8 protein-coding genes and 1 pseudogene are annotated in these 14,154 nt (G+C 67.1%); 1 reads left to right on the top strand and 8 read right to left on the bottom strand.

Annotated elements, in window-relative coordinates; all coding sequences use genetic code 11:
• Positions 1-134: 134 nt before the first annotated feature.
• The 8 genes and pseudogenes from CXG43_RS16995 to CXG43_RS16965 form a co-directional block, all read right to left on the bottom strand.
• On the bottom strand, positions 135-1,076 hold the full coding sequence (locus CXG43_RS16995) for an NAD(P)/FAD-dependent oxidoreductase (RefSeq protein ID WP_198551477.1): 942 nt from the start codon (positions 1,074-1,076) through the stop codon (positions 135-137).
• Between the two features lie 114 nt (positions 1,077-1,190).
• Positions 1,191-2,039 (bottom strand): aldose epimerase, encoded by an 849-nt coding sequence (locus CXG43_RS16990; RefSeq protein WP_101101106.1) that lies wholly within the window; start codon positions 2,037-2,039, stop codon positions 1,191-1,193.
• Entirely contained in the window at positions 2,029-2,994 is a 966-nt protein-coding gene (locus CXG43_RS19505) for a glycoside hydrolase family 43 protein (protein ID WP_332871265.1), read from the bottom strand. Before CXG43_RS19505 ends, CXG43_RS16990 begins: the two co-directional genes overlap by 11 nt.
• A 24-nt stretch (positions 2,995-3,018) precedes the next feature.
• A pseudogene (locus CXG43_RS19500) lies at positions 3,019-4,491 on the bottom strand (MFS transporter); the annotation flags it as partial.
• A gap of 10 nt (positions 4,492-4,501) precedes the next feature.
• Positions 4,502-7,156, bottom strand: coding sequence for a glycoside hydrolase family 3 protein (locus CXG43_RS16980; protein ID WP_232767855.1), 2,655 nt, complete (start codon positions 7,154-7,156; stop codon positions 4,502-4,504).
• A 29-nt stretch (positions 7,157-7,185) separates the two neighbouring features.
• Positions 7,186-8,883: a glycoside hydrolase family 43 protein gene (locus CXG43_RS16975; RefSeq protein WP_101101102.1), complete on the bottom strand. Its 1,698-nt coding sequence runs from the start codon at positions 8,881-8,883 to the stop codon at positions 7,186-7,188.
• The gene (locus CXG43_RS16970; protein WP_101101100.1) at positions 8,883-10,865 is read right to left on the bottom strand and encodes a sialate O-acetylesterase; all 1,983 of its coding nucleotides are present in this window, start codon (positions 10,863-10,865) and stop codon (positions 8,883-8,885) included. Before CXG43_RS16970 ends, CXG43_RS16975 begins: the two co-directional genes overlap by 1 nt.
• Entirely contained in the window at positions 10,862-12,976 is a 2,115-nt protein-coding gene (locus tag CXG43_RS16965) for an alpha-glucuronidase family glycosyl hydrolase (RefSeq protein WP_101101098.1), read from the bottom strand. Before CXG43_RS16965 ends, CXG43_RS16970 begins: the two co-directional genes overlap by 4 nt.
• A 111-nt stretch (positions 12,977-13,087) precedes the next feature.
• Here CXG43_RS16965 and CXG43_RS16960 point away from each other — a divergent pair, with 111 nt between their 5' ends.
• Positions 13,088-14,146 carry a LacI family DNA-binding transcriptional regulator gene (locus tag CXG43_RS16960; RefSeq protein ID WP_101101096.1) on the top strand — a complete coding sequence of 353 codons (1,059 nt, stop codon included), beginning with the start codon at positions 13,088-13,090 and terminating at the stop codon, positions 14,144-14,146.
• The last annotated feature ends 8 nt before the right edge of the window (positions 14,147-14,154 follow it).

Genomic DNA, 14,154 nt, shown 5'->3' with positions numbered 1-14,154 from the left:
GATTTGTTGCGCAACGCATGGCGTCGCAGCCACCAGCAGAAGAATCAGTACCCCAGTCCGAATATCCATATCCGCCCCTGTTATGTTGGGGGGAATGATAATGGATCATGGCAGGACGTGACGCGTCACAGAGGTCAATCGTCAGCGAGCAGGCCCAGCAACGATCGGTGGGCAGCGACGCCCGCCAACGCTCCCTCTCCCACGGCCAGCGCAATGTTCCCGGCGAACCGGGCGGCGTCTCCGCAGGCGAACACGCCCGGTACGGTGGTCTGCTTGGCCGAATCGGTGGTGATGCATCCTGCGTCCTCGACGGCGCAACCCAGGTGTGTGGAAAGGTCCGATGCCAGTGTGGTATGCGGATGTACGAACAGCGCCGCCACGTCCCGCCCTCGCCCGTCGGCGAAGTTCAAGGTCGCTTTCCCGGTAATGCCGATCAAGGCGCTTTCTTCCAGGGTCACGCCGATAGTGCGCAGTTCGGCGGACAGTTCTTCCAGCTCGGCCCCGCTCAGCTCCCCAGCGTGGACCGCGGTGATGTTTCCCCACTGCGAAAGCGCCTTGACCTGGCCCACTGCCTCCTTTCTGGACGCCACGAGCACCCCAATATCTGTGCCGCGGATTTCATAGCCGTGGCAGTAAGGGCAATGCAGGACCGTCTCGCCCCACCGCTCCGCAAGCCCTGGCAGGTCCGGCAGCTGATCCACCACGCCATGGGCGAGGATCAAACTTTTTGCGTGGTATGGCTTGCCGGATGCGCAGTGGAGCAGAAAACCAGTCTCCAGGGAGCCGGAAGCCTCAAGCACTTCGTCCGTCGACCATTGCACCCGCTCATAGCTGAGCAATTGCTGGCGGCTCACCTCGAGAATCCGGGCAGGGGCAACGCCATCCCAGCCCAGCCAACCGTGCGCCTTCGTGGCGCGCTGGTTGCGCGGCCGACCGTGATCAATGACCAGCACCGTTCGGCATGCCCTGGCAAGCTGCAAGGCAGCCGACATGCCAGCATGGCTTCCGCCTACAACGACCGCGTCGAAGGTGGGCGGCTCCTGCGAAAGTGGCTTGTTCGGGTCGATCATCGTCATTCGTCAGCTTCGTTGCTCGGGCATTGATCCGCTGCCGAAGGTCATTGAATACCGACGCGCATCAAGGCTGCGTAATCACGGCATGGAAAGTGCTCAAAGTGGCCTCTGCAAGGATCATCCGTGTACCTCGCTCTCCCAGATCAATCCAAACCGCAACTCCAACCGCTCCCCTGCCCCCAACCGCTTGGGCAGCAACGTAAACCCATCAGGCGGCCCCGTCTGCGGTTCCACACAGGTAGCGTACGCAGTCCCGTCATACACCACCCAATGGTCCGCATCCGCCTGCAACCGCAGCCGCTGTCCTTCCGACACCAGCGTCACCTCAGCCCGGTTGAGGAAACAGTCGTCCCATGGGCCGGGCGTGGGGGTGATGCAAGGCAGCGTGGCAATGCCCTCCCCATCCCGTGGATACATCGCACTCGGTGAGAACAGCAGCTGATCCGGCTTGCGGAACCAGGGATGCCAGCCGATCACGGCGGGCATCGCCTTGTCGCCGGCCTGCACGGCAATCCGCAGTTCCACGCCATTCGGCACGACACGGATACACTGCGTTGCAACGCCACCGAAAGGCCAGTAGCGGTCTTCCGGAAGGGCCAACGACAACATCGCAGTGTCGACTTCGAGGCGCTCGATCTGCCAGCGCCGTGTGAATCCCACCCCATGGATCGCATGCGCCCCAAGGTTCGCAGGCAGCACGAAATCCTGGCCATCAAAGCTGAAGCGACCGCGTCGGATGCGGCCAGCCCAGGGCACCATCGGGTAGCACCCCCAGCCGATGGCAGCCGCCCTGCCCTCGCGCTCGCCTACCAGCCAGTCCACGCCGTCGTACCGCATCTGCGCGATCCGTCCGCCTGCTTCGGGAGCGAGCGCGACCTCCACCCTGCCCGCCCGCAGCCAATGCAGCTGGCCAGCTGCCAGCGGCGCCTGCGCATCATCCAGCGGCGACCCAGCTTCAAGCGCCATAAGGATCGATGGTGCGGATGCTGCCATCGGCTTCCATGTGCAGCGGCGTACACTTGACCGAGCGCAGGTGGGTGACCCCGCCGGACGCCAAGGCATCGTGATAGAACAGATACCACTGCCCCTCGAATGCGCAGATGGAATGGTGCGTGGTCCAGCCCACCACCGGCTTGAGGATCACCCCGCCATAGGTGAACGGTCCATATGGACTATCGCCGGTCGCGTAGCACAGCAGGTGCGTATCACCGGTGGAGTACGACAGGTAATACCGCCCTTGGTACTTGTGCAGCCAGGGGCCTTCGAAGAAACGGCGCGCATGGTCATCGGCGCGCAGCGGCACTCCGTCCTCGTCCAGGATCACGATCTCGCGGGTGGGCTCGGCAAGCCGGGTCATGCCTGCTTCCAGCCGTCCAACGCGTGGCCCCAATGCAGGCGCATCGCCGGTGGGCTCTTCGTGCGCCGCATCGAAGCGGTTGTCACGGTACTTCTGCAGCTGGCCACCCCAGATGCCACCGAAGTACAGGTAATGCGTGCCGTCGTCGTCCTCGAACACCGCCGGGTCGATCGAGTAGGTGCCCTCCAACGCCTCTGCTTCGGCAGTGAACGGGCCCTCCGGACGATCCCCTGCCGCCACGCCGATGCGGAACAGGCCCTGCGCATCCTTGGCGGGGAAATAGAGGTAATAGCGCCCATCACGGCTTGCCGCGTCCGGCGCCCACATCTGCCGGCTGGCCCAAGGCACGTCGCGCACATGCAGCGCGATGCCGCAGTCGATGGCCTCGCCAGCGGGCGTATCCATCCGCAGCACATGGTAGTCCTCCATGCCGAAGTGACCGCCCTCGTCATCGAACGGAGCACCGCTGTCGATGTCGTGCGAGGGATAGATATACAGCCGCCCTTCGAACACATGGGCCGACGGATCTGCCGTGTAAAGGTGGCTCACCACGGGCTGGGAGATCGCGCGCGCCGCCAGCTGGTCAAGGTTGCCAGTCTGCCGGCGCTGCAGCAGCTCCTGCTCGATCCGGTTCTCCATGCGCTTGTCGATCTCATACAGGAACAGCAGCGCCACCGCGAGCAGGAACGGGATCGAGCAGTAGACGCTGACCGTAAGACGGATGCCGTCCACCACCGCCTGCGGTTGCTGTTCCGCGCCAGCCTGGTAGCCATGGTGCGCGAGAATCCACGCGACCAGCGCACCGCCAATGCTCAGGCCGATCTTCAGCCCGCACAGCATCGCGGAGAACACGATCGCAGTGGCACGGCGATGGTTCTTCCACTCCGAATAGTCGGCGACATCAGCGATCATCGCCCACAGCAGCGGGATGGTGATGCCGTAGCAGAACCCATGCAGCATGAAGGCGACGAAAGCCACGCCGACCGCGGTGGGCGGGAAGAAGTAGAACGCCAGCAGGAACAGCGTGCACACCAGCAGCGCGCCACCGAAGACATCCCGCTTGCCGAAGCGGTCGGCAAGCCGGCGTGAGACGCCGATGCCGAGGATCATGCAGAGGATGCCGCACGCATTGAACAGGCTGAAGGCCGAGGTCGCCGGGTCTTCCGGCCAGGTGAATCCGGCCAGGCCCCACCTGCTCAGCGTTGCGTTCAATCCACCGATGAAAGCGTTGAAGCCGGAGCTGTCGAGGAAGCCCGCCAACGCGGCATCACGCATGTAGTACTGGAAATAGTAGATGTAGGTGCCGCCCTTCAGGGCCAGGTTGACGAACACCAGGATGGTCAGCAGCAGCATCACCTTCCACGGCCGGTTGCGCAGCAGGTCGGACAGGTCCTGCAGTACGCCGCCGGTCTGTTCCCGGGCCGGGACGATGCGTTCGCGCGTGGTGGCGAAGGTGGTCAGGAAGAACAGCGTGCCAACCACCGCGAACACCGTCATGACCCGCTCGAAGCCGAGCATGCGATCGCCGTCGCCGAGGATCAGCACCAGCGGCAACAGCAGCACCTGGATGATGAACTGCGCGATCATCACCGCCACGAAGCGGTAGGCCGACAGGCTGTTGCGCTGGGCCATGCTGCCGGTAAGCACCCCGCTGAGCGCGGAGTACGGCAGGTTGTTGGCCGCGTACACCAGCATCAGCAGGCCGTAGGTGGCCACGGCGTAGACGATCTTCGCGCGGGGCCCCAGGTCCGGCGTGCTGAAGGCGAGCAAGGACAACACCCCGAACGGGATCGCCGTCCACAGGATCCACGGCCGGAACTTGCCCCAGCGGCTGACCGTGCGATCGGCGGCAATGCCGATCAGCGGCGTGAACACGAACGCGCCGAGCACGCCGATCACGAAGATGATCGTTGCGGCGGTGGCGGGCGGAAGCCGGTATACGTCGGTGTAGAAGAACGCCAGGTAGGTGATCAGCGTCTGGAAGATCAGGTTCGCTGCGAGATCGCCCAGGCTGTAGCCGAGCTTTTCCCGGATCGACAGCGTGTGTTCGGTGCTTGCCACGCTGCCTGCATCAGTCACGGCCGGCCTCCACGGTGAAGCTGCCGGTCGCGCGGATGTCGGTGCTGGAGCTGCCTACCCTGGCCTCGTAGGACCCGGCCGGCACGGCATACGCCGCGCGGACCTCGTCGTACTGGCGCAGGGCATCCTTCGCCTGCAGATCAAAGGCGACCGTTCGCCGTTCGCCCGGGGCCAGGCGGACACGCTGGAAGCCGCGCAGCTCCTGCTGGGCATCGCCGGGCTGCGCCTGCATGCGCCGCACATACAACTGCACGACTTCATCGCCCGGGCGCTTGCCTGCGTTGGTTATCTCGACCTGCACCTTGAGCGTCCCGTCGTCGCCGATGCGGGCGGAATCGAGCTGCAGCGTGCCGTAGTCGAACCGGGTGTAGGACAGCCCGTGTCCAAACGGGTATAGCGGGGTGCCGCGGAAATAGCGGTAGGTGCGGCCTTCCATGGTGTAATCGTCGAACGCCGGCATCGCCTGGTCCGCCTTGTAGAAGGTGACCGGAAGGCGTCCGCCGGGGTTGATGTCGCCAAACAGGGCCTGGCCTACGGCGGTGCCACCACGTTGCCCGGGGTACCAGCTCATCAGGATTGCCGGCACCTTCGTATCGGCCCAGTCCACGGCCAGCGCGGAGCCGCCAGTCAGCACCATCACCACCGGCTTGCCGGTAGCATGCAGCGCTTCCAGCAGTGCGCGCTGCGGTGCGGGCAGGCGCAGATCGGTACGGTCACCGCCGGCGAAACCGGGGTAGTTGACCTTCATTTCTTCACCTTCCACATCGCCGGTCAGCCCGCCGACAAACACCACCACGTCCGCTTCGCGGGCTGCGTCCACCGCTTCCTCGAACGGCGGCTTCGCACCGGGCATGCGCCAGCCCAGTCGCACGCCGGCATCGCGCTCGGCATCGAAATACTCGAGCCTCAGCGCATAGGCGCGTCCGGCCTGCAGGTCCACTTCAACGCCGTCGCCCTGCAGGCGATCACTGCCACCCCACCGGTCCAGTACCCGCTTGCCATCGATGTAGAGGCGGTAGCCGTCGTCGGCTGCTGCCTCTATGCGGTAGCGGCCAGACACCGGCGGCACCAGTTCGCCACTCCAGCGGATGCTGAAACCATCGCTGGGAATGCCCTGCCCCGGCGCGGCTTCACCGCGGGCCAGCAGGTTGTCGGTCGGTGAACCGCGATCCCAGCGGAAGCCGATCTGGGCATCGGTGCGCACCAGGGCCGGCGTGCCGGACAGATCGGCCGTACGGAAGTACTCGCCGCGCAGGCCCCGTTCCGGCGAGTCGGCCGACGGCCGCAGGTAGGCCGCTTCGATCAGCGGGGTGGCGTTGGGATCGTCGCGCCCTTCGACCAGGTCCACGCCGCGCGCGTAGCGCACCTCGATGCCCTTTGCGGCATCGCGAATTCCCTGCAGGACGGTCACCGGTGCGGCCGGGGTGCCGAAGTAGTTGCCAAGCAGCGCCATGGTGTCATCGGCGGTGGGACCGACCACGGCGATGCGCTTGAGGTCGCGTGACAGCGGCAGCACGCCTTCGTTCTTCAGCAGTACCAGCGATTCCTGCGCGGCCTTCAACGCCAGCGCATCGTGCGCCGGGGCTTGGTTCACCGATGCGGGAATCCGCGCCCAGCGCACCCTGTCGGCCGGGTCGAACATGCCCAGTCGCATCCGCGCGGTGAACAGCCGGGTCACCGCATCGTCGATTTCTGCTTCAGTGATCAGGCCTTTCCGCACCGCGGCAGGCAGCGTGGCGTACTCCTGGCCACACTCCAGTTCGGTACCGTTCCTGACCGCCAATGCCGCGGCGGCTTCACGGCTGGGAACGATTTTGTGATGCTTCCAGATATCCACGATGGCCCAGCAGTCGGACACCACGTAACCCTTGAATCCCCAGTCACGGCGCAGTACATCGCGCAGCAGGAAGCGGCTGGCGCTGGCGGACTCGCCGTACACGCGGTTGTAAGCACCCATCACCGCATCCACCTGGCCCTCCTTCACCAGCGCTTCGAAGGCCGGCAGGTAGGTGTCATACAGATCGCGCTTGCTGGGGCGGGCATCGAAGTGGTGGCGGTCGGCCTCCGGCCCGCTGTGCACGGCCAGGTGCTTGGCCGTGGCATCCAGCTTGCGGTACACCGGGTCGTCGCCCTGCAGTCCGTGCACGAAGGCCACGCCCATGCGCGCGGTGAGGTACGGGTCTTCGCCGTAGGTTTCCTGGCCGCGGCCCCAGCGTGGGTCGCGGAAGATGTTGATGTTGGGCGACCAGTAGGTCAGCCCCTGGTAGCGGCCATGTGACCCCTCGCGGACGAGCTGGTGATGCTTGGCCCGCGCTTCGTCACTGATGGTGGTGGCTACCTGGCGCACCAGCGGCACGTCGAAGGTGGCGGCCAGTCCGATGGCCTGCGGGAACACCGTCGCCTGCCCTGCGCGTGCCACCCCGTGCAGGCCTTCGTTCCACCAGTCGTAGGCGGGAACGCCGAGGCGCTCGATGGCGGGCGCGGCGTTCTGCATCTGCGCCGCTTTTTCCTCCAGGGTCATCTGGGCCACCAGCGCGGCGGCGCGGCTTTCAAAGCTCGCCGAGGTGTCGCGCCAGGGCTGGGTTTGGGCCGCCTGACCGACGCTGCTCAAGGCGATGGCGGCGCACAGCGCCAGCGTGCGGAACATCGGGGGATGGAGCCGGGGCGTGCGCGTCATCATTTACTCCTCAAGGCACGCTCATCGCGTGCGAATGGTCCCAGCAGCGCGCCCACGAAGCCGCCTGCGCGATCAGTACTCAACACCGTTCCATCCACCTCGCCGGCGAGGGTCTGCCAGCCATGCCCGTCGCCGCTGTCGAATGCAAAGGCATAGCGGGCTTCATCACCGGTGATCTTCAGCCGCAGCGAAGCGCTCGCGTCCACGTCGCGGGTGGCCAGCAGCCGGGTCACCCCGCCGCCGTCGCGTCCTTCAAGGAAGACCGTCACGCGATCAGCGCCGAGGCGCCGGACGCCAAGGAAATACCAGTACGCTTCACTCTGGAATGCAGCCAACCCAGCCGCCACGCCTGCTGCCGGGCGGCTCATCGCGGTGCTGGCCTCGAAGCGCAGGTGCTGCTGGCGTCGGCCCAGGAAGGCGGGGTTGCGCCGCGTGTCGAGGTCTTCCGCCAGCGGGTGCACGGTCAGCGCGCCGGGGTGCTCGCGCAGGTCTGCCCATGGTTGCTTGGGCACACGCACGCGCAGCCAGCCGCCGCCGAGCGTCGGCGCATCGAACTCATCGCGATCGACGAAGTTGCCGGTGAACGGTGCCTGTGACGCATCGCCCTGCATCCATGACGGTGCCCTGAGCGCATACGGAATGGCCTGATTGGCTGGCAGGATCACCGGCCAGCCATCGCGCCATCGCACCGGTAGCAGGTAGGTCTCCCGCCCCGTGTTGTAGTGGCGCTTGGCATAGTTGCGGCTGGCAAGGAACACCGCCCACCACGACCCATCCGGTCCCTCCACCAGGTCCGCATGGCCGGCATTGGTGATCGGCAGGGGCCGGTCCTCCGGCAGGTCGCGCTGGGTCAGGATCGGATTGCCCGCATACGGCACATACGGTCCCCAGACATCACGGCTGCGCAGCACCACCTGCGAATGCTGCGGCCCGGTGCCGCCCTCTGCATCGGACAGGTAATACCAGCCCTCGTGTTTGTACAGGTGCGGTCCTTCGATCCAGATCGGGTTCTTCGCCGGCTCCACGCCGCCGTCGATCAGCACCTTGCGCGGGCCCATCGGCGCGTAGTTGTTCATGTCGATCTGCTGCATCCAGATCGCCCGGTGGCCCTCGTAGCGCGGCAGGCCGGGCGGCACGTCATTGTTCAGCAGGTAGACGCGGCCGTCGTCGTCGAAGAACAGCGATGGATCGATGCCCTCCACGCCCGGCAGCCAGTGCGGGTCTGACCACGGCCCGGCAGGATCGCTTGCGGTAGCAATGAAGTTGCCGCCACTGTCCACCGCGGTGGTGACCACATGGAACAGGCCGTCGTGGTACGAGATTGCCGGAGCGAAGATGCCGCGCGACACGCTCAGGCCATCGAAGTCCAGCTGCGTCGGGCGGTCGATGACGTTGCCGATCTGCTTCCAGTGCACCAGGTCCACACTTTCGAAAACGGGGATGCCGGGGAAGTAGGTGAAGCTGGAATTGACCAGGTAGAAGCGGCCGTTCGCACTGGTGATGCTGGGGTCGGCGTGGAAGCCGGCGAGGATCGGGTTGCGGTAGTGCCCGGGTGGCAGAGGCGTTTCGAAGGCAACGTCACGACCGGCGTACTCGAACCAGTCGAAATGAACCGGTGGCGCAGGCGCGGCCCGCAGCGGCGTCGTCGCAGCGGCCGACAACAGGATCACCGTGGCAAGCAGCAGGCGCGTCAGCATCATGGAATCTCCGCAGCGTCGAGGGACAGTTCGAAGGGGCCGGCCGGTGCGCCGCTGCGATCGCGCAGTGTGCAGATCGGGCCATCGGCCCAGCAGTAGCGCACGCGCGCGCCGGGCGCTGGCTGCGGGCTTTGCAGCACCACGTCAGGGCCGTCCAGCAGCGCCTCCGCGTAGGTGCATTGCCGCGCCTGCGCATCGCACAGTTCGAAGCCGATGGGTCCGTTGGCACCGGTGGTGGCCAGGGCGCCGGTGACATCATCGAAGGTGATCCGTATCCCCGCAGGAGTACGCGATGCCGTGCGTGCGGTGGGGCCGGACGCGGCGATCGCGTGCTCGCCGTAGACGACGTGGCGTGCCACGCGCGCCAGGCGCCGGCCCAGTTCCTGCTTGTTGGGCGGATGGATGTCGTAGGCGTCGCCGATGTCGATCGCCAGTGCGAGGCCGGCGTGCGGGTCTTCTGCCACGACCCGCCGCTGCGCCTCGCGGACCTGTGCCCAGCCGCTTTCCACCGGTGCTTCCGGCGGTTGGCCATAGCCGGCCAGCTGCACCACCAGCAACGGCATCTGCGCACCGAACCGCCCGCGCCAGTCATCGCGCAGGCCGCGCAGGCGTGCCGCATAGGCCGCGCCGTCGCCGGTGTTGGATTCGCCCTGGTACCACAGCATTCCGCGCAGCCCAGGCTGGCCAAGCGGGGCGATCATGCCGTTATAGAGCGTCGACACGCCCGTGGCGGCGTGCCACGGCGCCAGCGGCGGGGCCTGCGCCGTGGGTGCTGGCTGGTACTGCCACGGTGCGTCCAGCACAAGGCGCGTGCCATCGTCCAGCACCACCGCGTGGGCGCTTGCAGGGCCTGCCAGGCCGCCGTCGCCATAGGTATCCAGCACATTGATCACCACCGTGTTGGCACCGGCATCCAGCAGGCCCGCCGGCACCGCATAGGACCGCGCCGTGCCGGGCGCGTTCTCGCTGCCCACGGCCACGCCGTTTATCCAGGTCATGTCCGTCTCATCCACCGCACCCAGTTCAAGGCGTGCGCCCTGCCCTGCCTGTGCCACGGTCAGGGTCACCTGGCTGCGGTACCAGACCATGCCGTTGTAGTGGGAAAGCGCAGGCACGCCCCAGTGCTCCCACGCCCCCAGCAGGGACGGCGCTTGCTGCCAGCCGGTGCGATCTGCGGCGGGCTGCCATGGGCTTTCATCGGCGCCCGCGCCCCTGTGCGTGGACCACCACTGCTGCCAGTGTTGGCCCCATCGGGCGTTGGCGGTCACCGGATCGGTTGCGTACAGCGCCAGTACGTCCAGCGCCGGGTCCATGCCGTCCTGTCGGCGCAGGGCAGAGGCGCTGGTCCATGCCTCGATGCGGGAACCGCCCCACGCCGCCTGGATCAGCCCCATCGGTACCGCGACGGTCTTCTGCAGCTCACGCGCGAAGTAGAAGCAGGCAGCGGAAAAGTCGCGCACGGTAGCCGGCGACGCGGGCTGCCAGGCAACGGGTCCTGCAAACTCCTGTCGTGGCGAAACGGCCGCCGCCTTCGGCACGCTGAACAGGCGGATCATCGGCTGCGTGGCGGCAGCGATTTCGCTGGCGGCGTCGAGCGCGCGCCAGACCGGAAGCTCCATGTTCGATTGCCCGGAGCACAGCCAGACATCGCCCATCAGCACATCGCGCACGACCTGGGTGGAATCCCCGGCCCGGATCGCCAGTTCGTACGGGCCGCCTGCCGCCAGGGGCGGCAGCATGGCCTGCCAGTGGCCGCTGTCATCGGCGCGGGTGGTGGTTGTCCGCCCGGCCAGCTCCACCCGTACGCTGACGCCCGAAACGGCAGTCCCCCAGACCGGAATCGGCTGGTCCCGCTGCAGGACGGCGTGATCCTGGAACAGCGGATGCAGCAACGGCGCCATCGCGTGCTGCGCTGGTGCGGGCACTGCGCAGCAGCCCAGCGTGATCGCCAGCAGCCAGCCCCTCCACGCTGCCCGCCTCATCGGCCATCTCCCGGCGCGGACGGAGACTGCAGGGCCTGGTACCACGCCAGCGGATGCGGCGGCGCGGCCTCTCCCTCCGGCAAGGGCCGGCCGCTGACCGTCTGGAAGTACGCCACGCTGGCGTCGCGCCACCACTGTGCTTCGCGGCGCTGGATACGCAGGAAGGCGTCAACCTGCGCGTAGCGTTGTGCATCCACCCTGCCCCGCAGGCCTGCCCAGGTGCCCTGCATGTCCTCGACACCGCGCACGCCCTGCGCGTAGCGGCGGACCAGTTCGTCCCACAGTGTCTGGCCGGACGCCATGCGGTGGTCCCATGGCAGGTGGTGGAACCACAACAGCAACGATTCGGGAACCTGCTGCAGGTCACCGTAGCGGTCTGCCACGTGCGGCGCGTACTGGGCCACCGCATTGCTGCCGCGCGCGGTGCGGTCAAAGCCGATGCCATCGCGGTCGGCGCGGTGGTAGTACACCGATGTCCAGTCCGCGCGCGGACCGCCGTCGACCCACGGGCCGGGGCCATGGTGGTGTCCGCGCGCCATCAGGTGATGCAGGCCAAGCGGGGTCATGTAGTTCACCGCCGCCTCGCGCGAGCCCATCATCATGCCGACGATGGGCTGTACCACCCCGCGATCCGGTGAGAAGGTCATCGCCGCCCACTCCGCCGCGATGTCGGCGGCGCTCTGCCCGGGGTTCCACGCAAGACGGCCGAAGGCGTACCAGTTGGCCTGGTCGAAGTGCGATCCACTCCAGGTGCGATCATTGCCGATATTCGCGACGCCGGCCATGCCGGTGAGCGTTTGCGCCACGGTGGTACGTCTACCGCGTGCGTGGGTGTCGGCGTGCAGCACTTCCTCGTACAGTGGCCCCAGGTACACCAGATGCGTGGCGAAGCCGAGATACTCCTTGGTGATCTGGACCTCCATCATCAGCGGGGTACGCGGCATCGCGCCGAACAGCGGATGGAACGGCTCGCGCGGCTGGAAATCAATCGGCCCGTTCTTTACCTGCAGGATCACGTTCGGGCGGAAGCCACCGTCCAGGCCGACAAATTCGGTGTAGGCCTGCGTGGCCCGGTCTGCAGGAACGTCGTGCGCATAGACGAAGGCCCGCCACATCACCACGCCGCCATGCGGGGCCAGCGCATCGGCCAGCAGGTTGGCACCTTCGGCGTGCGAACGACCGTAGTCCTGCGGGCCGGGCTGGCCTTCCGAATTGGCCTTTACCAGCAGGCCGCCAAAATCCGGAATGCGGCTGTAGATCTCCGCGGCCTTGTCCCGCCACCACCGTCGTACCGCCGGGTCGAGGGGGTCGGCGGTTTCCAGCCCGCCCAGTTCGATCGGCGCGCTGAAGCGCGCGCTCAGGTAGACGCGGATGCCGTAGGGCCGGAACAGGTCGGCCAGCGCCGCTGCCTTGTCCAGATACTCCGGTGCCAGGCTCTGCGCGCTGGCATTCACGTTGTTCAGCACCGTGCCGTTGATGCCCACCGACGCGTTGGCCCGTGCGTAGTCGGTATAGCGCGGGTCCCGCCATTCCGGCAGGGTCTGCCACTCCCACAGCGAGCGGCCTGCATAGCCGCGCTCCACATGGCCGTCCAGGTCGTCCCAGTGGTTGAGTACGCGCCGACCGAGCTGCGGCGATTCGCGCACCGCAAGGGTGTCCAGTGCCGTGCCGGCCTGCAGCAGGCGCAGCAGATGGAACGTGCCGTACAGCACGCCGATATCCGTGCGAGCGGCCACCAGCACCACATCGTGCCCACCCAGAAGCGTACGTTCGAGCAGGTAGCCCTCCGCGCCCAGCGATGCCATCTGCTCGCCGAACGGCGCGATCAACGGCGATGACTGCGGCGTACCCAGCACCACGGCAGGGCCGGTGGCCGCCGCAACCCGCATGGGCGGGGCGCTGCCAAGCAGTCCGGCCAGGCCACGCTCCAGCTCTTCGCGCGCGGCACGCTGGGTCGGTGTGTGATCAGGCGCCACCACTTCAGCCAGCTGCGTGCGGTAGGCGGCGGCAAGCGGGGCATCGAGAGGTACATAGCGCATCCAGAGCGCGTAGCCATCCTCTGCCTGCGCGCTGCCGATGCAGGCCATCAGGGCCACCACGACAGCCAGCATCCAATGACACCGCTTGCCATCCGGGCGACCCCGCAGCGCGGGCGGTAAACCTTGTAAGCTCGGGACGTGCGCGGCTGTCGATGGCGCCACGAAGCACAACGGGAGCGCGTATTGGAGAAGCCGAAGAAATCGGTCCGCCGCAAAACCAGCGGCGTGACGATCGACGAAGTGGCGGCCTTGGCCGGGGTCTCGCCGATGACCGTATCGCGCGCGATCAACCAGGGCAAAGTCCGCGATGTCACCCGTGAGCGCGTGATGCGCGCGGTGCGCGAACTCGGTTATACGCCCAACCTCGCCGCCAGTTCGCTGGCCGCCGCACAGCACACGCGCATCGCACTGATCTACACCGATCCCAGTGGTGCCTACCTGCGTGAACTGCTGGTCGGGCTGCTGCGCGTGGCGTCGGGCGCCGCGATCCAGCTGGTCGTCGATTACTGGGACGATCTGGGCCCTGCGGCCGAGCGCAGGTCGGCGCGTGCGCTTGCCGGCCGGGTCGACGGGGTCATCCTGCCGCCGCCCCTGTGCGAGTCGCAGGCCGCGGTGAACGAGCTGCTCAGGGCGGGCATCCCGGTGGTCGCGATCGCATCGGGCCACCTCGGCAACGACATTTCCTGCGTGCGCATCGACGACTTCCACGCCGGCAGGGAACTGGCCGAACACGTGATCCAGCACGGCCACAGCCGCATCGGCTTCATCTGCGGGCGCAGCGACCTCAGCGCAAGCGCGCGGCGCTACGACGGCTTCGTCAGCGCGCTGCATGACGCAGGGCTTGAAGTCGACCCCGGCCTTGTCCAGCAGGGCGACTACACCTACCGCTCCGGGCTGGCCGCCGCCGAGAAGCTGCTGCGCCACCGTCGGCCGCCCACCGCGATCTTCGCCAGCAACGACGACATGGGGGCGGCAGCGATCTCCGTCGCCCACCGGCGCGGCCTTGAGGTGCCCCGCGACCTGTCGGTGGTCGGTTTCGATGACACCTCGGCCGCAACCACCGTCTGGCCCGAACTCACCACTGTCCATCAGCCGATCGCCTCGATGGCCGATGCCGCGATCGAAATCCTGCTGCGCACCATCCGCCGCCGGCAGGAAGGCGTACGTGTACTGACTGACCACGTCGTGCCCCACCGCTTGGTGGTGCGCGATTCGGTCGCGCGTCCTCCCGGGCCTCGCTAGCGCAGCAC

Origin of the sequence: Stenotrophomonas sp. Bg11-02 (genome assembly GCF_002836635.1) — a bacterium.
GTDB classification, from domain to species: domain Bacteria; phylum Pseudomonadota; class Gammaproteobacteria; order Xanthomonadales; family Xanthomonadaceae; genus Stenotrophomonas; species Stenotrophomonas lacuserhaii.
This window is presented reverse-complemented; position numbering and strand designations above follow the sequence as displayed.

Bases quoted from the DNA above. Each gene is read 5' to 3' on its own strand.
- CXG43_RS16995 (WP_198551477.1), bottom strand. From the start codon at position 1,076: ATGACGATGATCGACCCGAACAAGCCACTTTCGCAGGAGCCGCCCACC.
- CXG43_RS16990 (WP_101101106.1), bottom strand. From the start codon at position 2,039: ATGGCGCTTGAAGCTGGGTCGCCGCTGGATGATGCGCAGGCGCCGCTG.
- CXG43_RS16980 (WP_232767855.1), bottom strand. From the start codon at position 7,156: ATGTTCCGCACGCTGGCGCTGTGCGCCGCCATCGCCTTGAGCAGCGTC.
- CXG43_RS16975 (WP_101101102.1), bottom strand. From the start codon at position 8,883: ATGCTGACGCGCCTGCTGCTTGCCACGGTGATCCTGTTGTCGGCCGCT.
- CXG43_RS16970 (WP_101101100.1), bottom strand. From the start codon at position 10,865: ATGAGGCGGGCAGCGTGGAGGGGCTGGCTGCTGGCGATCACGCTGGGC.
- CXG43_RS16965 (WP_101101098.1), bottom strand. From the start codon at position 12,976: ATGCTGGCTGTCGTGGTGGCCCTGATGGCCTGCATCGGCAGCGCGCAG.